This is a genomic window from Natronococcus roseus (assembly GCF_043677095.1).
Taxonomy (GTDB): Archaea; Halobacteriota; Halobacteria; order Halobacteriales; family Natrialbaceae; genus Natronococcus; species Natronococcus roseus.
In genome coordinates, this window is sequence record NZ_JBHLJR010000004.1 from 168,617 (window position 1) to 188,524 (window position 19,908).

At 66.4% G+C, this 19,908-nt stretch carries 23 protein-coding genes; 8 read left to right on the plus strand and 15 right to left on the minus strand.

Translation table 11 applies throughout. The features are described from left to right. Positions 1-138: 138 nt before the first annotated feature. Positions 139-1,995: a bacterio-opsin activator domain-containing protein gene (locus ACFEMD_RS11890; RefSeq protein WP_394741212.1), complete on the plus strand. Its 1,857-nt coding sequence runs from the start codon at positions 139-141 to the stop codon at positions 1,993-1,995. Positions 1,996-2,162: 167 nt separating this feature from the next. Next, on the plus strand, positions 2,163-2,357 hold the full coding sequence (locus ACFEMD_RS11895) for a DUF1328 family protein (RefSeq protein ID WP_394741213.1): 195 nt from the start codon (positions 2,163-2,165) through the stop codon (positions 2,355-2,357). Between the two features lie 147 nt (positions 2,358-2,504). Here the strand turns inward: ACFEMD_RS11895 and ACFEMD_RS11900 are convergent, their stop codons facing one another. From ACFEMD_RS11900 to ACFEMD_RS11940, 9 genes are all read right to left on the minus strand, one after another. After that, positions 2,505-2,867 (minus strand): hypothetical protein, encoded by a 363-nt coding sequence (locus ACFEMD_RS11900; protein ID WP_394741214.1) that lies wholly within the window; start codon positions 2,865-2,867, stop codon positions 2,505-2,507. Beyond that, on the minus strand, positions 2,867-3,133 hold the full coding sequence (locus ACFEMD_RS11905) for a hypothetical protein (protein WP_278301088.1): 267 nt from the start codon (positions 3,131-3,133) through the stop codon (positions 2,867-2,869). The genes ACFEMD_RS11900 and ACFEMD_RS11905 overlap by 1 nt, the downstream gene beginning before the upstream one ends. 118 nt (positions 3,134-3,251) lie before the next feature. Next, complete coding sequence (locus ACFEMD_RS11910; protein ID WP_394741215.1) at positions 3,252-3,572, minus strand: AzlD family protein; 321 nt, start codon at positions 3,570-3,572, stop codon at positions 3,252-3,254. Then, positions 3,562-4,332: an AzlC family ABC transporter permease gene (locus tag ACFEMD_RS11915; protein WP_394741216.1), complete on the minus strand. Its 771-nt coding sequence runs from the start codon at positions 4,330-4,332 to the stop codon at positions 3,562-3,564. Before ACFEMD_RS11915 ends, ACFEMD_RS11910 begins: the two co-directional genes overlap by 11 nt. 66 nt (positions 4,333-4,398) lie before the next feature. Then, positions 4,399-4,677, minus strand: coding sequence for a ubiquitin-like small modifier protein 1 (locus tag ACFEMD_RS11920; protein ID WP_394741217.1), 279 nt, complete (start codon positions 4,675-4,677; stop codon positions 4,399-4,401). Between the two features lie 118 nt (positions 4,678-4,795). After that, complete coding sequence (locus ACFEMD_RS11925; protein ID WP_394741218.1) at positions 4,796-5,143, minus strand: hypothetical protein; 348 nt, start codon at positions 5,141-5,143, stop codon at positions 4,796-4,798. A 54-nt stretch (positions 5,144-5,197) separates the two neighbouring features. Further along, positions 5,198-6,301 (minus strand): glycosyltransferase, encoded by a 1,104-nt coding sequence (locus ACFEMD_RS11930; RefSeq protein WP_394741219.1) that lies wholly within the window; start codon positions 6,299-6,301, stop codon positions 5,198-5,200. Between the two features lie 43 nt (positions 6,302-6,344). Beyond that, positions 6,345-6,818: a hypothetical protein gene (locus tag ACFEMD_RS11935; RefSeq protein ID WP_394741220.1), complete on the minus strand. Its 474-nt coding sequence runs from the start codon at positions 6,816-6,818 to the stop codon at positions 6,345-6,347. A 94-nt stretch (positions 6,819-6,912) separates the two neighbouring features. Then, the gene (locus ACFEMD_RS11940) at positions 6,913-7,299 is read right to left on the minus strand and encodes a hypothetical protein (protein ID WP_394741221.1); all 387 of its coding nucleotides are present in this window, start codon (positions 7,297-7,299) and stop codon (positions 6,913-6,915) included. A 233-nt stretch (positions 7,300-7,532) separates the two neighbouring features. Between ACFEMD_RS11940 and ACFEMD_RS11945 the strand changes: the two genes are divergently transcribed. The 4 genes from ACFEMD_RS11945 (at position 7,533) to ACFEMD_RS11960 (ending at position 11,286) form a co-directional block, all read left to right on the plus strand. Then, positions 7,533-7,916, plus strand: coding sequence for a hypothetical protein (locus ACFEMD_RS11945; protein ID WP_394741222.1), 384 nt, complete (start codon positions 7,533-7,535; stop codon positions 7,914-7,916). An 894-nt stretch (positions 7,917-8,810) separates the two neighbouring features. Continuing rightward, positions 8,811-9,275 carry a response regulator gene (locus ACFEMD_RS11950; RefSeq protein ID WP_394741223.1) on the plus strand — a complete coding sequence of 155 codons (465 nt, stop codon included), beginning with the start codon at positions 8,811-8,813 and terminating at the stop codon, positions 9,273-9,275. After that, positions 9,272-10,957, plus strand: coding sequence for a bacterio-opsin activator domain-containing protein (locus tag ACFEMD_RS11955; RefSeq protein WP_394741224.1), 1,686 nt, complete (start codon positions 9,272-9,274; stop codon positions 10,955-10,957). The genes ACFEMD_RS11950 and ACFEMD_RS11955 overlap by 4 nt, the downstream gene beginning before the upstream one ends. A 134-nt stretch (positions 10,958-11,091) precedes the next feature. Continuing rightward, a complete protein-coding gene (locus ACFEMD_RS11960; protein ID WP_394741225.1) occupies positions 11,092-11,286 on the plus strand; it encodes a hypothetical protein in 195 nt (64 codons plus the stop codon). 30 nt (positions 11,287-11,316) lie between these two features. Here the strand turns inward: ACFEMD_RS11960 and ACFEMD_RS11965 are convergent, their stop codons facing one another. Continuing rightward, on the minus strand, positions 11,317-12,348 hold the full coding sequence (locus ACFEMD_RS11965; RefSeq protein WP_394741226.1) for an LLM class flavin-dependent oxidoreductase: 1,032 nt from the start codon (positions 12,346-12,348) through the stop codon (positions 11,317-11,319). A gap of 98 nt (positions 12,349-12,446) precedes the next feature. On the opposite strand from ACFEMD_RS11965, the gene ACFEMD_RS11970 reads away from it, so the two are divergent. Further along, the gene (locus ACFEMD_RS11970) at positions 12,447-12,722 is read left to right on the plus strand and encodes a hypothetical protein (protein WP_394741227.1); all 276 of its coding nucleotides are present in this window, start codon (positions 12,447-12,449) and stop codon (positions 12,720-12,722) included. Positions 12,723-13,007: 285 nt separating this feature from the next. Here the strand turns inward: ACFEMD_RS11970 and ACFEMD_RS11975 are convergent, their stop codons facing one another. The 3 genes from ACFEMD_RS11975 to ACFEMD_RS11985 form a co-directional block, all read right to left on the minus strand. Next, positions 13,008-14,897 carry an outer membrane protein assembly factor BamB family protein gene (locus ACFEMD_RS11975; RefSeq protein WP_394741228.1) on the minus strand — a complete coding sequence of 630 codons (1,890 nt, stop codon included), beginning with the start codon at positions 14,895-14,897 and terminating at the stop codon, positions 13,008-13,010. A 303-nt stretch (positions 14,898-15,200) separates the two neighbouring features. Next, on the minus strand, positions 15,201-16,952 hold the full coding sequence (gene arcS / locus ACFEMD_RS11980; protein ID WP_394741229.1) for an archaeosine synthase subunit alpha: 1,752 nt from the start codon (positions 16,950-16,952) through the stop codon (positions 15,201-15,203). Between the two features lie 47 nt (positions 16,953-16,999). Beyond that, positions 17,000-17,410, minus strand: a complete 411-nt coding sequence (locus tag ACFEMD_RS11985) for a hypothetical protein (RefSeq protein ID WP_394741230.1) — start codon at positions 17,408-17,410, stop codon at positions 17,000-17,002. A gap of 87 nt (positions 17,411-17,497) precedes the next feature. On the opposite strand from ACFEMD_RS11985, the gene ACFEMD_RS11990 reads away from it, so the two are divergent. After that, complete coding sequence (locus ACFEMD_RS11990; protein ID WP_394741231.1) at positions 17,498-17,752, plus strand: hypothetical protein; 255 nt, start codon at positions 17,498-17,500, stop codon at positions 17,750-17,752. Here the strand turns inward: ACFEMD_RS11990 and ACFEMD_RS11995 are convergent, their stop codons facing one another. Both ACFEMD_RS11995 and tgtA read right to left on the minus strand, forming a co-directional pair. Further along, on the minus strand, positions 17,753-18,109 hold the full coding sequence (locus ACFEMD_RS11995) for a TRAM domain-containing protein (protein ID WP_394741232.1): 357 nt from the start codon (positions 18,107-18,109) through the stop codon (positions 17,753-17,755). A gap of 128 nt (positions 18,110-18,237) precedes the next feature. Beyond that, positions 18,238-19,716 (minus strand): tRNA guanosine(15) transglycosylase TgtA, encoded by a 1,479-nt coding sequence (gene tgtA / locus ACFEMD_RS12000; RefSeq protein ID WP_394741233.1) that lies wholly within the window; start codon positions 19,714-19,716, stop codon positions 18,238-18,240. Between the last annotated feature and the right edge of the window lie 192 nt (positions 19,717-19,908).

Here is a 19,908-nt window from a genome sequence, read left to right on the forward strand (position 1 = left end):
CCGTCTCCCGCAGCCGCTCGGACCGATCGGCGATGTACGATAGCACACCTCGTGAAAAGCCACGGCGCTCGTTGCGGCTTCGTTGATACGTCGAGCGTACCAGCATGGTTCTTAGGCATCGCCTTCGTACGTGGGTGTATGGACAGCGTCAGTGAGACACACGATCCCGGAGGCGGGACCGCGGCGACCGCCCTCGAGTGGTTCGTCGATCCCGTCCTGGCCGTGACGGACGGGGTGATCACCTTCGCGAACGAGGCCGCTCGGACGGAGTTCGACCTTCAGGAAGACGCCCTCCCGAGGGAGCCGGGACCGGTTTTCGACTCGCACTGGGAGCGCATCGAGACTGCCCTGACCGAGACGACGGTCGGCACGGCCCGCCACGTCTCCCTCGAGACCGCGGAGTACGACGTCCGAATCCACCGCGGAGAAACGGGAGCGACGATCGCGTTCGAGCGCCTCGGCGAGCAGGAACCGCCCGCGAGCGACCGGACGGTCAAGGATCGGGCGATCAACGAGGCCCCGGTGGGGATCACCATCTCCGACCCGGACCGCGACGATAACCCGCTGGTCTACGTCAACGAGGCCTACGAGGAGATCACCGGCTACAGCTACGAGGACGTCGTCGGGCGCAACTGTCGGCTCCTGCAGGGCGAGGAGTCGGACCCGGAGGCCATCGCCGAGATGCGCAGGGGGATCGGCGAGGAGCGTCCCGTCACGGTCGAACTCGTCAACTACCGGAAGGACGGCACCGCCTTCTGGAACGAGGTAACGATCGCGCCCGTCCGCAACGGCGACGGCGAGACCACCCACTACGTCGGTTTCCAGAACGACGTCACCCCCCGAAAGGAGGCGGAACTCGAGCTCGAGCGCCGGACCGAGGAACTCGAATATATCCTCGAGCGAGTCCAGGGGCTGATCCAGGACGTCACCGACGTCGTCGCGGGCTCGACCTCCCGGTCGGAGCTCGAGGCCGCCGTCTGTGAGCGTATCGCCACGGAGGAAGCCTACGACGGCGCCTGGATCGGCGAGCGCGATCCGGCGACCGAACGTATCGAGGTTCGAGAGCGGGCGGGGGTTCCCGTCGACGGGCCCTCGATCGGTGACGACCACCCGGCGGTGGAGGCGCTCGATACCCACGCCGTCGCCGTCGACGGCGACGGCGACACCACTCACGCCTCGTTCCCGCTTCGGTACAACGGGATCGACTACGGCGTGTTGACGGTCTGTACCGACCGGGACCGCCCGATCGACGACCGCGAGTCGGTGATCCTCTCGGCGCTGGCCCGCGCGGTCGCAAGCGGCGTCAACGCCCGCGAGACCAGCCGCACGCTCGCGACCGACGCCGTCGTCGCCGTCGACATCGAACTCACGGACCCTGCGTTCGCTGCGGTCGCGCTCTCGGCGGCGACCGACGCCCGCCTCGAGTACCGCCGCTCGGTCCACCGCACCGGCGACGGCACGGCATCGCTGTTCACCGCCGAGGGTGCGAGCGGGGAGGAGCTTCGGGCAGCCGCGGCCGATCTCTCCGGCGTTTCCCTCGAGGTGCTGGTCGAACACGAGGGGAGCTGTCTGATCGAGCTCACCGACGAGGACGACCCAGTCGGCTGGCTCTCCGATCGGGGCGTTCGGACCCAGACGATCGAAAGCGAGGACGGCAGCGCCCGGCTCTCACTGGAGATCCCCCGGTCGGCGAACGTCCGCTCGGTCATCGAGGCGATCGAGGACCGGTACGCCGGGACCGACGTCGTCTCGTTCCGTCAGCGTGAGAGCGAGGGTCGTTCCCGCCACGAGTTCGCCTCGCGGCTCGAGGCATCGCTCACCGATCGGCAGTTCACCGCCTTACAGCGGGCCTACCTCGCGGGCTACTTCGAGTGGCCCCGACCGACGACCGGGGAGGAGCTCGCACAGACGATGGACGTCTCGCGACCGACGTTCCACGAACACCTCCGCGGCGCGGAGGCGAAGCTGTGTCGGGCGTTCTTCGGCGACGACTGATACGGATTGCTGTACCGATGTACCGGCCCAATCGCCGCACGGGTCGCGGTTACGCCGGTACTGACTTACAGTAAACCGTCTGAGACCGTCGATACTCCCCTTCTACCGAACCGACGGGTCGCCGACCGACACCGACGTTTATAATGGACGGCGTGGGATCGGTCAGCATGTACGAACTCGCAACGACGGTCCCGCTTCAGATCGGCGGCGTTGACTTCCTCTACTGGGCGGTCATCTTCATGGTCCTCGCACTCGTCGCCGCCGCGGTCGGCGCCGGTGGCGTCGCGGGCGTCTCGATGGAGATTGCGCGCATCTTCGTGCTGATCTTCATCGTCCTCGCGGTGATCGCGCTCCTGCTGTAGTCGGCCGCGTCGTCGGCTCGATCGGGATCCCGTCGGCACGACGGGTCAGGACGTCCGTGGCCACCGCGGATCCAGATCGTCGATCGCCGCAGCTCTTTCGCAGTTGCCGATCGACGAGCCCTATTCGGTAGCCGTCGCGAAGACCACCTACTCGCCGGTTCCGATCAACACCGGCTCGCGGATCTCGAGGGCGGTTTCGAGCTCATCCTCGCGGTCGGTGCGCCGACCGATCCGCAGCAGCTGTTCCTCGTGGGCGCGCTCGACGGCCGCCCGCTCGCGATCGCTCATCCCCAGCTCCGTACCCAGCTCCGCCCAGTGGCCCGTCTCGACGGCGAAGGCCTCGACCCCGTCGCCCTCGTAGAGGCGTTCATATTCGCGGCGATAGCGCTCGCGGTCGGCCGCCAGTCGCTCCTGAGCCAGGTCCACCAGATCGGGCAGCTGCGTCGGCGTAACGCTCGCCTTCGCGGCGGTGAGCAGCAGAATCTGTCCCTCGATCGGATCTCCCGCCATCAGCCACCCGCGCGCATCGCCTTCTGTGCGAAGTCCTCGATCAGCCCGTCGAGCGCGTCGGGATCACCCTCGAAGACGACCGTCACCTCTGTCAGCGTCAGCGACGGGCCGATGCCGACCGTCTCCGAGGAGAGCGACGCCGTCCAGTCCTCGCCCGCGACGGTCTCGTCGTCGACTCGCTCCCCGCCGAGGTTCGTCAGGTACCGTCTCGCGAGTCGTTCGGAGATGCCACGAAAGGAGCGCTCGACCCGCGTTCGTTCTGCCATACCGTCCGTTAGATCGCCGGGAAAATAAACCTCGTCGCTCGCACGGGCTCCCGTGTCAGCTCCGAAGGCCGCGATCCACCCTGAGCTCGCTCCCGGGAAACCGCCACAGCGCCCCGTCTCAGAGCAGCGCCCTGAGCAGAACAACCGAGACCACGCCGGTACACAGCGCCAGCAGGATGCTCTCGGTGCGCCACATCACGGCGACGACGAGGACGCCGGCACCCCACTCGGCCGGGCCGCCCGCCGCCAGTTCGGGACCGAGGACGGCGATCACGATCGCCCCCGGCAACACCGAGAGGGCCGCCTCGAGGCGCTCGCTCGCCTCGATCCGGTTGAGCAGCCAGAGCCCGCCGGTCTTGGTGGCGTAGGTGACGACGGCCATCGCGAGGACGACGCCGACGACGATCGGCTCGAGCGAGAGCGCGCCGTCACCGATCATGGCGAATCACCTCGACGACCGCCGCGGCGAGCCCGCCCAGCAGGATGTACCACCGACCGGGAAGCGCCTCGGCGGCGATCACCGCGGTTCCGAGCGACGCCATCCACGGCGCGAGCGACGACCGCCCCTCCCAGAGCTCGGCCGCCAGCGCGAGAAACACCGCCGCGAGGACGAAGTCGACCCCGTACTGCGCGGGATCGCCGATCGTCTCGCCCGCGAGCGCGCCGACGACCGTCGAGGCTACCCAGAACGTCCAGATCGCGATCCCGCTGCCCAGCAGGAAGGCGCCGCGTCTGTTGCCCGCCCGGAAGTCCCGCATCGTCAGCGCCCAGTTCTCGTCGGCCATGAAGAACAGGCTGCCGTAGGCCTTCGGGGCCGACAGGCGTTTGAACCAGGGCTGGAGCGCCGCCCCCATCAGCGAGTACCGCAGGTTGATCGCGAACGTCGTGACGACGATTGCGGCGATCGGGATCGGATCGGCCCACAGTTCGACCGCGACGATCTGGGAGGCGCCGGCGACAACCAGCGCGCTCATCAGCGCCGCCTCCGCGACGCTCAGCCCGACCTGATTCGCGAGGACGCCGAACGCGACGCCGTAGCCGGCGACGCCGAACGCGATCGGGACGCAGGTGACCAGTCCCGCGCGGATCCCCCGCCAGCTGAACGTTACCGGCTCTGCGCCGTCGGTCGGTTCGGAGAGTCCCGTCGCGTCTCCGGCGGCGTCGCCGTCGCTCGCGTTCGTCTCCGTCTCGTTCTCCATCTCCGCTCGAGACTCCGGGAACGACGTATAAGTCCCTCTCGAAACCGCTTCCGGCCGTCGCGCCGATTACCCGCCCGCGACCGGGGGGAACACCGACAGCGTATCTCCCTCCTCGAGGGCGGTGTCGGGCCCCTCCATGTGGACCACGTCGCGGCCGTTCTTCAGGACGCTCAGCTGGGGACGGATCTCGCCGTCCTCGAGCAGCTCCCCCTCGAGGTCGTCGTACTCGCCCTCGAGCGCGCCCAGGACGCCGCCGACGGTCGTACCCTCCTCGAACGAGGACGTCAGTTCCTTCTGTCCGACCGCCTCGCGAAAGGTGGCGAAGAATCGCAGATCGAGTTCCATACCGGGTGGTCGGAGGCCGGGACCATAAGTCCGGCTCTCGTACGGGCCGCTGTACGTCAGTTCCGGCGCAACCACGACCGGACTGCGGTCGCGCCGAGAATCGGCACGGCGTTCCGTCTCAGGCCGACGCCGTCGGCGAGGTGCTGTACGTTATCGAGTCGACGTCCGCCGCCGCGAGCGCGTCGTCGATCGCCTCGGCGCCCCGGTCGCCCGCCTCGTCGGCGTCCTCGGCCTCGACGGTGACGACGAGCGAGAACTCGACCGCGATCGTGTACGGATCGAACGGGGCCGAGGGCGGCTCGTGGACCTCGGCGTCGGGTATCGCCCAGTCGACGAGGACGCCCTCGGCCGCCAGCGACTCGAGGGCGTCCTCAAGTTCCGCGACGGCGTCCTTGCAGGCGGTCGTGTCGCTTCCTCCGTGCAGCGTGACGAGCGTCGTACCCTCGCGCGAGACGGCGAATTCCATACCCGTCCTAACGAGCCACGGGATTTGAACGCTTGGGATGCGTTCGCGTACCGATTACCGAAGAAGCTCGTCGTACACCCGCGCCAGCTGCTCGAGGGAGTGCTCGACCGAGAGCATCGCCCGCCGGCGCCGACAGAGATCCGACAGTCGGTCGTTCTCGGCGAGGGTGCGGCGGATCGCCCACCGGAACGCCTCGAGGTCGCCCGGCTCGTAGCGGTAGCCCGTCTCGCCCTCGATGACGCCGTCGACCAGCGCGCCCGCGTCGGCGGCGACGACCGGCGTCCCGCAGGCGGTCGCCTCGAGCGCGACCAGCCCCTGGGTCTCGACCGGGCTCGGGAAGACGAACGCGTCGAGCGCGGAGTAAAACGCCGGCAGCTCCTCGCGATCGAGGAAGCCGAGAAAACGGACGTCCGCTCCCGTTTCGGCCGCCCGCCGTTCTAACCCCTCGCGGGCGGGGCCGTCTCCGGCCAGGGCGAGGGTGTAGTCGGTGCCCGCGACGGCGTCGATCGCCTCCTCGAGGTTCTTCTCGGGCCCGTGACGGCCCGTGTATCCGAGCAGCGGTCCGTCGGGAAGCCCGTAGCGCTCGCGGAACGGGGCGGGATCGGTCGGCCGGAAGCGGTCGGTGTCGATCCCGTTCGAGACGACGGTCGCCTCGACGTCCGCGCCGACCGACTCGCGGAGGTGTCGCCGGGCGAACGCCGTCGGCACAATGACGTGATCGACGCGGGCGAAGAAGGCCCGCTCGTAGGCCCGACAGAGTCGTCGCCCAGGTTCGACCAGTGAGTTCGAGACTAGATCCGGCACGCGCCCCTCGAGGATCGTGTGGTAGGACGCGACAATCGGGACGTCGTTCGCTCGAGCGAAGCGAACGCCCGCGACGCCGAGGGTGAAGGGGGTGTGGACGTGGACGACGTCCGGGACGTCGAGGCCGTCAGGTGGCGTCGGCCGTCCGAGCCGATATCGGGGGTACAGCGGGGCCTCGATGCTCGGCACCGCGTACTCGCCGTCGTCGGGCTCGTAGCCGTCCGTCTCGGGGAACACGACGTCCATCGACGCCCGACGGCGGTTCCACCGTTCGCGCCAGAGCGAGATCGTGTAGGTGACGCCGTTTACCGTCGGCAGGTAGAGATCCGTGAACGCCGCGACCGTCTCGACCATCGGCCCGTACTCTCTCGGCCGTCGGTATAGCCGTTCTGCCGGACTATCGCTCGACCGAGAACGTGACGCCGTGGTCCGACAGCAGCGACCGCATCCGTCGCACGCCGCCGTCGGTATCCCACCCCTCGGCGGTGTAGTGTCTGTAGGGATGGCGAAGCCAGGAGTACTCGCGGTGAGCGAACACCTCGATCCCCTCGACGCCGTTTCTGAAGAGGGCGACGTGGAGCTGTCGCCTCGAGAGCGGGGACCGTCGCCGCACCCAGCTGCCGGCCGACAGGCGACCGTCGCGATGAACTTTCAGCGAGGCGACGGGCTCGGGGGCGAACGACATCGCCTCGAGGTCCGATCGGAACGACGAGAGGCTCCGGTCGACGGTGCCGACGTACTCGTCGGGGTGCTGGACGCAGGTCGCGAACCCGCCCAGGGGCTCCTTGATGCGGTGAAGCGCCGGGAGGACGCGGCGGCGGGCGCGGGTCGTCAGATCGAGCGGTTCGCGGGTGTCGTCGGTCGATGCCACGCTCTCAGGTATCGACTACGGGAGCAAAGCCCTTGCGGGTCCACAGGATTCCGCGCTCGGCCGGCGCACGCGAGGGTCCCCCTCGAGGAACCGATCAGAGATCCTGCAGGCGGATTCCGTCCTCGACCAACTGGGCGTTTCGCTCCCGCTCCAGGTGCTCGCCGAGCCCGTCGTGTTCGTACAGCTGGGCAACGACGTCGGCGTACAGCGTCCGCCACGCGATCGCGTAGATCGGGGACTGGCCCCACGCCCGCAGCTCCGGGACCAGTTCGTCGTAGGTTCGGTATCGGTCCTCGAAGCGCTCGATCGCCTCGAGGATCCGACCGGCCGCCTCGCGCTCGTCCTCGGACTCCTCGATCACGCGGTTGAGCTGTCGCTCCCAGCCGCCGACGGCCTCCTGCATGTCGGTCGCGGCGGTGGTGTCGTCCTCGGGGAGTCGCTCGAGCAGCGGTTCCGGAACGCCGAGTGAAATCTCGTCCATGGGCGACCGTACGAACGGGACCGGTATGAAACCACTAGCCAGCCGGGCGGTGGCACCGTTCGGACGACTCGAAGAAGGTCGGGCAGTACGGCTCCGAACGCTGGTACCGTGAAACCGGAAGCCGTCTCGACTCGAGACCAAAACGAGGCAAAACCCATTACATGTCAAGCGAAATCGATGATGTGAACAGGAGGCAGCTGGTGGCTTCGATCGCCGGTGTCGGCGCTGTGTCGATGGCTGGCTGCATCAGCCGGGAGCGGTACGAGAGCGGATACCGTTACGCGCAGGGGCTCGAGCGGATTCCCGACGACGCAGCCGTGATCGGCGGAGGCGAGTCCGCGCTCGAACACGAACTCGTCCGAGCGGCGATCGGCGATCTCGGAACCCCGCTCGAGGTCAACCAAGACGAGTACGAGGAACTCGGTACGACACTGTCACAGCTCCCGTTCTACGACGCCGACGAGGACTCCGACCCACAGCTCAGCGCGTATTTCGTCGAGCAGTCCGACGAGGAGTACTGGGTCGCGCTCGAGCTAGTCCCGAGCTGTACGGAGTCACTGCTGTTCGACGAAACCGACGGTACACACTCCAGCTCGGACTGCTGGGATCGGGACTGACGTCCCGCTGTGTGGGACGAGAGCAGTTTTGGAGCGACGGCGTCAGAGCGCGATCCGAACCGCCGGTAGCAGCAGGTGAGTCGACGTAGAAAGACTCGACTCGCACTATCGGAATCGGTTCTCTATCGCGATATCAAGTTTACCGGTTGCTTTCCGTCCGCCTGAAACCGCGCCGTCCCATCGTGAAACCCCTACGAGTACACCAGCACGAGGCTGCTCGGACGCGCTCGAGGAAGAATCGGCCCCCAGTGATTCGGAACACGATCACGCCGTCGCACTCCCCGCGGACGATCACCCTCGTCGTTTGTCGAGCTGTACCGCACTCACTCCCGGTCGTCTCGCGATGATGACCGGTACGGAGCGACAGGGCTGCGAACGGAACTCCGTTCCCGTCGGGAACGATTCGGTACCGAACCGTCCGGTCCTGTCTCGAGCACACGGGATCCGTCGTCCACCGAGAACCGAACCGCGAAGATCGGGCTACTCTCGAGCGACGGCTGTATATCCATCCTCCGTGTGCGAGACGAGCGACGCCGTAGCGGCTCGCTTTCGCTGCCATCGCGACTCCGTTTTCACCGATACAGTTCATACCACGATACGGAACTCTGTAAACGGATGGCGTTCCAGCCGGGGGGTCTCCCGCTCGTAATGGGGTGAGCTCGACGACACGACTGTCGTGCTCGAGTATTCAAAATTCGCACGCGAAGACCGCACGTATATCCGTCTTGGTCGACAATTGCAGGTAACCTTGTCTCCGAACAGTTGCGCTCGCTGCGGGTTCGAGACGGAGTCCGCGAGTTCGGACGCGGAACGTGACTCGAGGACCGCGTCGAAGCTCTCCCTTCACCTGCGAAACCGAAGCAGAAACGACCGTCGAGTACTAACCGAAGACCAATGAGCGAGTCAGGACAGCACTCCCCCGAACCCGCACAGCTGCTCCTGGTCGAGGACAATCCGGGTGACGTCCGTCTAACTCGAGAGGCGTTCAAGCAGGGTCGGATCGACAACGACCTGCACACCGTCTCGGACGGCAGCGACGCGTTGGATTTTCTCCACCAGCGAGGCGAGTACGAGGACGCGCCGCGACCCGATCTCGTGTTGCTCGACCTCAATCTTCCCCGGAAGGACGGCGAGGAGGTGCTCGCCGATCTCAAGGACGACCCCCAGCTTCAGTCGATCCCGGTGATCGTCCTGACGAGTTCGCGTGCCGAGGAGGATATCGCCAGATCGTACGAGCTCCACGCGAACGCCTACCTGACGAAGCCGGTCGACCCCGACGAGTTCATCGAGACCGTCCGCGCGTTCGAGAAGTTCTGGTTCTCCGTGGTCCGGCTGCCACCCGAGGAGGACACTCAATGAACGACGTCGTCTCCGGAGCCGGCGACGACGCCGATATCGGCGGCACGCTCGAGTTGCTGCTGATCGAGGACAACCCCGGCGACGCCCGCTTGATCCAGGAGATGCTCCGGGACGCGACCGAACTCACCCAGCGGGTCAACCCCGAGGAGTCGACGAACCAGGCGCCGACGGTGATCCACGAGGACCACCTCGAGGAGGGGCTCGAGACGCTGTCGTCGTCGCCGCCGGATCTCGTCCTCCTCGATCTGAACCTTCCGGACAGTCGCGGACTTGACACCCTCGAGACGGTCAGCGACGTCGCCGACGAGACGCCGATCGTCGTCTTTACGGGCGTCAGCGACCAGGAGGTCGGGGTCCAGGCGATTCAAAGCGGCGCCCAGGACTTCCTCGTCAAGGACGAGGTCACCGACGAGTTGCTGATCCGGACGATCCACCACGCGATCGAGCGAGCCCACCAGGAACGCCAGCGCCGACGCCAGCGCGAACAGCTCGAGGCGCTCAACCGCCTCAACCGAATCGGCCACGACATCACCCACGCGGTGATCACGACCGAGACCCGCGCGGAGCTCGAACAGGAGGTCTGTGACCGCCTCGTCGAGTCGGACGGCTACCGGTTCGCCTGGCTCGGAAGCGTCAACCCCGGCAGCGATCGGATCGAACCGACGGCCGCGGCCGGCCACGAGGACGGCTACCTCGAGGAGGTCGAGGTCACCGCCGATCCGGACGACGAACGAGGCCGGGGACCCTCCGGAACGGCGATCCGAACCGGCGAGGTCCAGATCGCCCAGGATACACAGACCGACGAGACGTTCGGCCCGTGGCAGGAAGCCGCGGGCGACCGCGGCTACCGATCGACGGTCGCGATCCCGATCGTCCACGAGGACCTCGTCTACGGCGTGTTGAACGTCTACTCGGCATCAGCCCGGTCGTTCACCGACGCCGAGGCGACGATCCTCTCGCGGATCGGCGACGTCATCGCCCACGCGATCACCGCCATCGAGCGCAAGGACGCGCTGGTCAGCGACGCCGTCATCGAACTCGAGTTCCGGATCGGGGAGATGGCCCCGGAGCTGATCGCGCTCTCCACCGAGGAGTCGTGTACGATCCGGTTCGACCGGATGATCCACGGCGACGAGACGCTGCTGGTCTACGGCTCCGCATCCGATCTCGACCAGGAGACGTTCCTCGAGACGATCGAGGAAACCGACGGCCTCGGCGAGGCTCGGGTCCTCTCGGCTCGGAAGGACTACTTCGAGTTCGAGCTCGTCGCGCCGACGGCGGTCTCGCTGTTCGAGACGATCGCGACCCACGGCGGTCGGGTCGCCTCCGCGACGATCGCCGACGGCGAGTTCCGGTTCGTCGTCGAACTCCCTCGCGGTCGGGACACCCGCCAGATGATCGAACTGCTCAAAGAACAACGCCCGGACGTCACCTACCTCGCCCAGCGGACGACCGAACGGGGCGATCGCTCGGAGTCGGGCTCGGAGTCGGTTCTCGAAAGCGCCCTCACTGAAAAGCAGCGGGCCGCCCTCGAGACGGCCTACTTCGCGGGCTACTTCGACTGGCCCCGCGAGAGTACCGGCGAGGAGATCGCCGACCGACTCGGTATCTCACCCGCCACGTTCAACCAACATCTGCGGACCTCGGAGCGGAAGTTCTTCGATTCGGTACTCGGGGAGTGATCGAATCGGGCGGTCGGATCGATCCCATCGTACCCGAACACCTTCGTAATGCAATGGGCACAGTTATCCGAATCCAGCCCACACAATAGATCGAGAATTATCATGCGAATCCGTCACGGGGGTGAACGCTGGCGATGAACGGAACCGAACGGGTGTTCGGAGAAACGAGGACGCTGCTCGGCGCGATACGTCACTCGCTGACGTCGGAGGATTTCCCGGACCGAAGCGTCCGCGATACCGTCCTGGTCGGCCTCGTGTACGCGGCGACGGTCCTGTTGCTTCCGTTCGCGATCGGCGCCGATCTGGCCAACCTGGCGGCTCACTGGTAACGGCGCGGTTTCGACCCCGTCCGGACCGAATCAGCGCGCGACCGTAAGATCGGCCGCCTCCGCGAGCAGCTCGTGCGATCGGATCACGTCGTCGTGATCGGCGATCAGGTTCTGGACGATCACGTCGTCGACCCCGACCCGGTCGGTCAGTTGCTCGAGCAGGTCCCGCATCGTCTCCGGACTCCCCGAAATCGAACGCGGCCACTCGCCGTCCGGAAGCGGGTTCGGGGTCGGTTCGGGAACGCCGCCAAGTTCGTCGATCGCCTCCTCGACCGACGGCATCGAGCCGACGACACCGCGCTGCATCCGTTTGTACGAGGCCTCGGCCGTCGCCCGCAGCCGCGCCGCCTCCTCGTCGGTCTCGGCACACGCCGCGTTCACCGCGAGCATCCCCCGAGGCTCGTCGGGTCCGGCGTCGAACGCGGAGGGATCGAAGTTGTCGCGATAGGTTTCGAAGGCGCGCTCGGCGAGCTGTGGGCGGATAAACGCCGCGAAGCAGTATCGGAGCCCGAGCTCTCCGGCGATCTCGGCGCTCGAGGGGCTCGAGCCGAGCACCCAGACCTCGGGGACGTCGTCGGCCGAGCGCGGGATCTTGATATCCGCGTAGGGGTGGTCCTCCTCGAACCCGTCGTAGAGATGGCTCGTAGCGGCCTCGACCTTCTCTCGGTGGTCCTGATCGGGGTTGCGCTTGCGTCGCTCGGTGCCCAGTGCGCGGTCGACTTCCGGCATTCCCGTCGCGCGACCGAGGCCGAGGTCGACCCGCCCGGGCGCCAGCCCGTCCAGCGAGGCGAACGTCTCGGCGACCTTGAACGGGCTGTAGTGGTTCAGCAGGACGGTTCCCGAACCGACGCGAATGTCGTCGGTTTTCGCGGCGAGGTGAGCGATTAGCACCTCCGGTGTGGTGCTCGCGATCGAGTCGGCCAGCCCGTGGTGTTCGGCCACCCAGAATCGCTCGTAGCCAAACTCCTCGGCGACTCGAGCGAGTTCGGCGGTATGTTCGTAAGCCTCGGTCGCGCTCTCCCCGTCCCGGACGGGCGCCAGATCGACGATCGAGAGGTTCACGATGGGCGGTCGGAGACGAAGGCTGAATAACCGTTCGGTCGACCGCTCTCGATCGATCGTTCTCGAAAACTTATACGCCTCGAAACGCGTCGGTGCGTATGGGAACGGAACCGAAACCTGACGGCGGAACGGCGGCCGAGGTTGACCGCGAGGAGCTGTACGCCGTCGTCCGTACCGCCGTCAGAGACGCGCTGCTCGACGTCGTCGGCACCGTCGCGTTGCTCGGGTTCGCCTTGCTGTTCGTCGCGACCGGGGCTCGGGGGTTGCTCGAGACGGCCGGAACGACCGGTGCGGTCGTCAGCCTCGCACTCGTTGTTCTCGGTTTCGCCATCGCTGCGGTTGCGCTAGATCTCGTGCCGTCGATCCGCGAGTAAGCCCACGTACCTTTTTCCGCCTCGGGATTCCTCACTGCGTTCGGAACCGCTCTCTGCTCACGAGCACTACGTGCTCGTTCGCATGGCACGCGGGACCTGCGGTCCCGCGCTGGGCGCAAAAATCTACGCTAAAAAGGCCGCTCGCTCCCGTTGGTCGCTCGCGGGTGCTGTGCTGAGCCGCACCGCAGCGGTATGGTTTCGCCTGTACGTACCACGTTGTTCCTCCGTACAGTCCAGCTCGGACGAACAACAGCATGCGGCGGTACGACCGGTTCGTCCTCGCCGTTATCGATTTTCGTCCGACTTGTCCGTTCTCGCCTGCCGACGCATCCACTCGAGACCGAGCACACCACCGAGGATACCCGCACCGGTGGTGAAGCCGGGCACCCCATCGGCATCGTCGGTATCATCACTGTCGTCGGTGTCACCAGCGGTGTCGTCACTCTCGTCCACGTCCTCGTCACCCTCGTCGGCCTCGGCGCCCCCGTCGTCGGTGCCGATATCGTCTTCCTCCTCGTCGTCATCGTCGGTATCGTCCTCGTCGGCCTCGTCTGTGTCGTCGTCATCACCGGTGTCGGCGTCGTCGGCTTCTTCTGTGGATTCCGCGTCCGACACATCATCGTCAGCATCTTCCGCCGTGTCGTCGCCTGGCGTTTCGTCAACCCCGTCGTCAGCTTCGTCGTCCTCCGACGGCTCCTCGTCTGACGACCTGCCCTCGGAGTCCGAATCGTCCGGTTGGTCGTCCGCTTCTTGCTCTTCGTCTTCCTCGCCGCCCTCTTTTTGTTCTTGCTCCTCGTCTTCCTCGCCGCCCTCTTTTTGTTCTTGCTCCTCGTCTTCCTCGCCGCCCTCTTCTTGCTGCTCCTGGTCCTCGGGGCGAAGGACCTGAAGCTGATCTCCGCCAGTGACATAGATACTCTCCCCGCTGACGACGAACCCGTGGGTGGCCCAGACATCTGTGCCGTCCACATCGGCGTGGGTGAACTGCCACCGTTCGGTTCCGTCCTCGAGCTCGAAGCCGTAGATCCCATCGTTTTCGTCTCCCTCCGGGGTATTCACTTGATACGGGATCACGAGTATCTCTCCGGCGATGGCCGGCTGTCCCCACGCGTCCGTGTGACTCCATCCGTCCGCGTCACCACCCTTGCTCCACCCTTCGTCCGTCTCGTGGTTCTCGACGGAGAATCCACTTCGTCCCGTCGCGACACGAATCTCGTCCGTCACGGCCGGTCGAGTTCGGGATGCGTTCTCTCGGGTCGCTTCCTCACCCGTCCGAGAGTCCAGAACTGGGTACTGGAGTCCCTGGTCGACGTCACCCCCACGCGTGTATACTCTGTTTTCGGTTGCCAGAATATCACGGTTGAAGCTCTCGGCGTACCGCCTCGTCTCCTCTTCGATGGCATGCGCCCACTGTGTCTCGCCCGCATTGACGTCGAGAGCTGCCACCCCGGCGGGGTCGTCGTGGCCCACACCCGCGTAGACGAACTCGTTCGACACGGCCGGTGTCGAGACGAAGGCGACATCCTGGCTGTCGTCCAGATCCGAATCCTCGGGCGGGTCGAGTTCGATCGACTCCCGACTCCACCGGAGCGATCCGTCAGCTAATTCGAAGGCGTGGAGGGCCTCGTCGGCAACGACGAACACGGTGTCGAACGCCACCGTCGGGCTCGTTACCGCCTCGTCTTCCTCGGTGTCGAACTCCTGGCTCCAGCGAGTCTCACCGCTGTCAGCATCCAGTGCCGTCAGTCGGTCGCCGCCGATAACGACCGTTTCGTCGGCGACTGCCGGCGTTCCATACCGGACACCGCCTTCGGTTCCGACGTCGTCGGCCGTCCAGACGACCGAACCATCACCGTCGTCGAGAGCGTAAAGCGAGTTCTCCGACCGGAGATAGACCCGTCCGTCGGCGATGGCGACGTGACCCGAGTCGTCGTGTTCCCACGCGACCGTTTCCGGCTCAGGGAAGGCGCCGTCTGCGGGTACGGCGCCCGTATTTCCCACGGTTCCGGCGTACGACGACCAACTCGTAGACTCCTCGACTGGAGAGTACTCGGAACCGTCCTCGGCAAGTTCATCGTCCTCGTCGTGTTCGGTCGCCGCCGTCGACAGCGACCCGAACACCCCAGCCGCGACGAGAGACGTTCCCGACGCTACCAGTGTTCGCCGAGTGGTATTCATTGTCTATGTACACTAATACGTACTGATAAAACAGAACGGTTTGCACGAGCCGGCCCGGTTAATTGCCAGTGGTCGGTGCTGACCGGCGATTAGCCCCGTCGATTAGCTTACGAGGGGCGTCGTGTTCGCGCTGCGTACTCGGCACGCGATTCTCGACGGCCACGGGAGAAACCGACTATCTTTTGTCACCTTCTTGACCTGTGTACGATACGCTGCCGAACCGGTGCCAGGGGAGGAATTGACCCACCGGAAGCGCAACTCACGGATCACAGGACGATTCGCATAGAGTATGTGTGTCTGTGACTACTTCTCCTTGACGTGACGGATTTCGCAGGCGATGCCGCGGGTGCTTTCGGCCATCTCGCGGCCGAACATCTCGGCGCGGCCGACGCCGAAGGCCTTCGGTCCCTCGACGACGACCTCGTCGCCCACTCGGATCTCCTCGTCGGCGTCGACGACCCCCGGCGCGAGCACGCTGCCGTGGGGGACGAAGCCGTCGATCTCAACCCGTTTCGTCGGGGCGTCGCTGTCGACCCACATCTCGGCGCCCTCGAGCGTGAACGACAGCGTGCCGTACTGGGGTACCATCGTTGCCAGCTGCGTCTCGTCGCGATCGCGAACCTGGATCTTCGGGTAGCGACTCGTGGTTTGGATGTCGGAGAAGAGATCGTCGCCCGCCCCGTCGCCCAGCAGGTAGTCCGCGATGGCGCGGACGGTGTTGTGCTCGCGCTCGCGTTTGGAGTACTTGAGCTCTCCAGAGAGCGCCCGCTGGAGGTTCGCCAGCGACTCGGTGTCGGTCGGGTGCTCCTCGACGGTGTACGTAATATCGAGCCCGAGTTCGTCCTCGACCCGTTCGACGATGTCGCGGTAGCCCTCGTCGGGGACGTGGGCGATGATCTCCGGGTAGGAGTTGCGCTCGAGGTACCGCTGCAGAACCTGACTCACGAACTGTTTCTCGTCCTCGGACCAGCGACCCGTGACGACGGTGTCGTAGTGCTGGGCGGGGTAGGTCGTCTCGAGTTCCTGGGGAACGACGCCGATCGGGCTGGTCATCGAGACGAGGTGGGCCCGGAACTGGATCGCGTCGTGGAACTGGCGGTGGCTCTGGGACTCGCTGTAGGGTTTCGCCGCCGAGCAGGGCACCAGCACGAGCGGGTTGTCGAAGCGGTTGCGGTACCGCGTCGTCACCCGGTCGGCGTACCGTTGGATCTCGACCCGCCGAATCGTATCGCTGCTCGCGGCGTCGATCTCTGCATCCCGCAGGATGGGCGTCCGCTCCTCGAGGTAGCCCCACTGGCTGTCGAGTTCGCGCATCGCGGCGGTGAGCCACTGGTCCTGGCGAGCCTGGCCTTCGACGTAGTCGCGAAGTCGGCCGTCACGGATCCGCCGACGGACGATCCCCAGTTCGGCCTTGAGAGCGTTGACGTTATGGTCAACGCAGTCCTCGCGCGTGAACTCCTCGCGCGGTTTCCGACAGGCGGGACAGGCACAGGGCAGTTCCTCGAGGTCCTCGAGGAAGTAGGCATCGTCGGTCGTCAGGTACCGACCTTGAGTTCCCTTCACGACGGCGGCCGTCTCGTCGAGGAGGTCGACGCCGGCGTAGGCGAGCACGGCGACGTTACGGGGCGTGGCGACCCCCGAAAAGTAGAGTGCGGTGTCGGTGGGTATCGCCTCGCGGGCTTCGACGACGGCCTCGACCAGCGCCGCGCCGTGGCCCGTGATCGACTGGACGTCCGAGACAGCGTAGGCGTCGGTACCGTGGTCGTCGGCGTGGTCGCTGGAGACGACGGCGACGCTCGGGTAGTCGACATTGGGATACTCGACGGCAAAGGATTCCTTGACCTCGTCGGCGGTGCCGCCGGGGAATCCGCGGTGGGGAAGGACGGTGAGACGGGAGTCGTCGCCCTCGGGAACCCCCCGATCGGCGCTCCACAGCGAGCCCGCGTCCTCGAGGACGTCGTCGACGAGCGCGGGCGTCGAACGCGGCTCCTCGAGGCGAAGCTCGCCCACGCGCGCGGCCCCGTCGCGTGCGTGTACTTCGAAGTAGTCGGTCATACCGGATATGACGGTGGGGCGCGAAAGAGGCTGTCGATAGCCGTCGGCTACGGCTCCGACCGGGCGTTCGACGGCGATCCGGTGCGGCCGGGCCACAGCGCGACGACGAGGTAGCAGGCGCCCAGAGCCCGCGTGAACGGGACGACCCACGGCTTGAGCTCGATGTCCTCGGGGTTCTCGTAGGCCGTCGCGAGCGCGACGTTCAGAAACGCCCGCGGCTGTAACAGGGCCGGCAGGCCGAGAACGGCGAACAGCGGCTTGATGCCGGGCCACGCCGTCTCGCGGTTCCGAACGAGCCAGATCGCCGCGACACCCTCGAGGCGCGCCAGGGGAAGCGTCCAGGGTCGAACTCGGCCGCTTTCCGGATTTTCGAAGGCGAGGCGCTCACCCCGGGCGACGATTCGGTCGGGAGCGAGAATCTCGAGGACCGCGAACGCGAGCAGCAGCGGGCGAAGCATGGCCGATTCCACGCCGTCGGCGAAGAAAAACCCGCGCCCGTTCGGCGACGGGCCCAGATTCAACTCGGTCGAACCCGTATCCGTCGTATGTCACCACCGCCGAACGGGGAGCCGAGCGGCGAGGTCGACTCGATCGACGACGACCGACTCGTCGAGGCGATCCGCACCGCCCCCAAGCCCGTCGTCAACACTACCTATCTCGCGGGGAAGTTCGACGTCACCCCCGGAGCGCTGATCCCCCGACTGGAATCGCTCGTCGAGGCTGGTCGACTCGAGGGCCACGAGGTGGTCGGCGAGGGCAACCTCTGGTGGCTCTCGCTCGAGGAGGAACTCGGGGAGTGATCAGGCCCGCTCGAGGAAGGTCGCGGTCGCGGAGGTGTGGCCGCGATTAAAGGAGAGGATCGTGACCTCGATGACGTCTCGCTCCTCGAGCTCTTCGGGTAGATCCTCGACGAAGACGACGAACCCCTCGATCCTGCAGACGGCCTGGCGCTTCCCGGAGTGGTGGGTCGTGAACTCCTCGATGGCGACCGTCCGGGTATCGCCGATCTCGACCGGCGGTTCGCGTTGCTGGGCCTCCCGGTGGCGTTCGGCGGACGCTCGTCGTTCGCTGTCGGCAGAACGAACGCGGCCGACCAGCCACGCGACGAAAAACACCCCGACGATCCCGCCGAGAACGAGCGACGCGGCCCCGAGCATACCGCTACTGGGTCGCGCTCGCCCCTTTGCTGTTCTGGTCCGTGTCGGAGGCCGCCCTCGAGGAGCTGCGCTCCGATCGCTGTTTGAGTGCAGTAGCGACTGCGCAAACGAATTCGCAAACGGGGTTTTCAGTCACTCCCACCCAACAGGCCGACGAGTTCGACGTCATCCGGTATCCGCTCGAGCACGTCCGCTGGCCACCCTCGGTGTCCGAGCGCGAACTCGGTCTCGGGATTGCACTCGACCAGGCGAGCGACGCCGTCGGCCGCGGCCTCCAGCGCCCCGCGGTCGGTTCGGTCCGGCACTTCGGCGGTGAGGGGGTAGCTCTTCGAGAGCGCCCGCGGGAACGGGCCGAAGGGCGGCTGGACCCGCCAGGAGTCGTCGTAGCGCTCGCTGTCGGAGTCGCCCTCGGTGAGAAACAGCGAGTCGGGTACCGAGAGCCGGTCGAGGCGCTGGTGGTGGCGCAGCACCTCGGGTCGGCGCGCGCTCTCGTGGGAGGTGTAGAAAAAGGCGCCCTTCGAGACCGGATCCGAACGCTCGAGCTGGTCGGCGTGATCGAGCAGCGTTCGGTAGCCGTCGAGCATCGTCGGGTGGGCGCGGGCGCGCTGTTCGACCAGCTCGAGGAGGTTGCCCGCACGGATGGCCTGCTTGATCCGGCGGATCTCCTCGAAGGTGACGTGGAGGTTGTGGGCGGCGAGTTCTTTTTCCCGTGGTTTGTCCTCGAGCGCCCGGAGATCGTCGGGGTCGTTTTCGGTACAGACCGGACACGAACACGGCAGATACTCGAGATCCTCGAGGTGGCGAGTGCCACGAACCGTCAGGTAGCGGTCGTCGCGGGCGTACAGCGCGTAGGCCGCCGAGTCGAACAGATCACAGCCCATCGCGACGGCCAGCGCGAACATCATGGGGTGGCCGGCGCCGAAGAGGTGGACGGGTGCGTCGGCGCCAAGCCCGCGTTTCGCGCCCGCGACGGCGTCGATCATGTCGCCGTAGCGGTAGTCGTTCATCAGCGGCACGACCGCGCCGACGGGGAAGACGTCGAGATCCGTTTCGGCCGCGTGTCGGCCTGCGTCCTCGCGGAGGTCAGGGTAGGTCGATCCCTGGACGGGCGCGTTGACGAGCATCTCGCCGGTGTCGACGGTCTCGGCGATCTCGAGGCGCTCCTGCGTGGTCGCGAGTTCGTCCTCGGCCCGCTTGCGGGAGACGTCCGGCGGGGTCGGGATGTCGACTGGGGTGGCGATGTCCGAACCGATTCGGTACTGAAAGTCGAGGATCTCCTCGGTCGTGACGTCGATCTCGCCGTACTCCGCGAGCTGGAAGGAGCCGGAGTCGGTCATGATCGCACCCGGGAAGTCGAACAGCTCGTGGAGGCCGTCCTCGAGGGCTGCCTCGCGAACGTCCTCGGTGCCGTAGATGATGTAGGAGTTGGTGATGAGGATCTCGGCGCCGAACTCCTCGGCGAGCCGACGGGGGGAGATCGTGTCCAGATTCGGATTGATCACCGGCAACAGCGCCGGCGTCTCGACGGTCACGTCCGCTCGCGGAACGGTGAGTTCGCCGATACGACCGCCGGCGTCGGCGTCCCGGAGTTCGAAGCACTCGCGCATCGACCGTGTGTTGGCGAGGGCGTCGGTAAACGTTCCGTTCTCCGCCGGTGGCCCTGTCCACCGATCGGAGCCGATCGATCGGCGTCGTGTCGCCGCGGTGTCTCCGTGGTGTCGCCGCCGATTACGGTCACAAGAAACGAGACGAAGAACGAGAGGTTAGCGACGGTTACACGGTTCTAACTGATCTTTTCT

Excerpts from the sequence above, each read along its gene's own strand:
- ACFEMD_RS11890 (WP_394741212.1), top strand. The coding sequence starts at position 139 with ATGGACAGCGTCAGTGAGACACACGATCCCGGAGGCGGGACCGCGGCG.
- ACFEMD_RS11895 (WP_394741213.1), top strand. The coding sequence starts at position 2,163 with ATGTACGAACTCGCAACGACGGTCCCGCTTCAGATCGGCGGCGTTGAC.
- ACFEMD_RS11900 (WP_394741214.1), bottom strand. The coding sequence starts at position 2,867 with ATGGCGGGAGATCCGATCGAGGGACAGATTCTGCTGCTCACCGCCGCG.
- ACFEMD_RS11905 (WP_278301088.1), bottom strand. The coding sequence starts at position 3,133 with ATGGCAGAACGAACGCGGGTCGAGCGCTCCTTTCGTGGCATCTCCGAA.
- ACFEMD_RS11910 (WP_394741215.1), bottom strand. The coding sequence starts at position 3,572 with ATGATCGGTGACGGCGCGCTCTCGCTCGAGCCGATCGTCGTCGGCGTC.
- ACFEMD_RS11915 (WP_394741216.1), bottom strand. The coding sequence starts at position 4,332 with ATGGAGAACGAGACGGAGACGAACGCGAGCGACGGCGACGCCGCCGGA.
- ACFEMD_RS11920 (WP_394741217.1), bottom strand. The coding sequence starts at position 4,677 with ATGGAACTCGATCTGCGATTCTTCGCCACCTTTCGCGAGGCGGTCGGA.
- ACFEMD_RS11925 (WP_394741218.1), bottom strand. The coding sequence starts at position 5,143 with ATGGAATTCGCCGTCTCGCGCGAGGGTACGACGCTCGTCACGCTGCAC.
- ACFEMD_RS11930 (WP_394741219.1), bottom strand. The coding sequence starts at position 6,301 with ATGGTCGAGACGGTCGCGGCGTTCACGGATCTCTACCTGCCGACGGTA.
- ACFEMD_RS11940 (WP_394741221.1), bottom strand. The coding sequence starts at position 7,299 with ATGGACGAGATTTCACTCGGCGTTCCGGAACCGCTGCTCGAGCGACTC.
- ACFEMD_RS11945 (WP_394741222.1), top strand. The coding sequence starts at position 7,533 with ATGGCTGGCTGCATCAGCCGGGAGCGGTACGAGAGCGGATACCGTTAC.
- ACFEMD_RS11950 (WP_394741223.1), top strand. The coding sequence starts at position 8,811 with ATGAGCGAGTCAGGACAGCACTCCCCCGAACCCGCACAGCTGCTCCTG.
- ACFEMD_RS11955 (WP_394741224.1), top strand. The coding sequence starts at position 9,272 with ATGAACGACGTCGTCTCCGGAGCCGGCGACGACGCCGATATCGGCGGC.
- ACFEMD_RS11960 (WP_394741225.1), top strand. The coding sequence starts at position 11,092 with ATGAACGGAACCGAACGGGTGTTCGGAGAAACGAGGACGCTGCTCGGC.
- ACFEMD_RS11970 (WP_394741227.1), top strand. The coding sequence starts at position 12,447 with ATGGGAACGGAACCGAAACCTGACGGCGGAACGGCGGCCGAGGTTGAC.
- ACFEMD_RS11975 (WP_394741228.1), bottom strand. The coding sequence starts at position 14,897 with ATGAATACCACTCGGCGAACACTGGTAGCGTCGGGAACGTCTCTCGTC.
- arcS (WP_394741229.1), bottom strand. The coding sequence starts at position 16,952 with ATGACCGACTACTTCGAAGTACACGCACGCGACGGGGCCGCGCGCGTG.
- ACFEMD_RS11985 (WP_394741230.1), bottom strand. The coding sequence starts at position 17,410 with ATGCTTCGCCCGCTGCTGCTCGCGTTCGCGGTCCTCGAGATTCTCGCT.
- ACFEMD_RS11990 (WP_394741231.1), top strand. The coding sequence starts at position 17,498 with ATGTCACCACCGCCGAACGGGGAGCCGAGCGGCGAGGTCGACTCGATC.
- ACFEMD_RS11995 (WP_394741232.1), bottom strand. The coding sequence starts at position 18,109 with ATGCTCGGGGCCGCGTCGCTCGTTCTCGGCGGGATCGTCGGGGTGTTT.
- tgtA (WP_394741233.1), bottom strand. The coding sequence starts at position 19,716 with ATGCGCGAGTGCTTCGAACTCCGGGACGCCGACGCCGGCGGTCGTATC.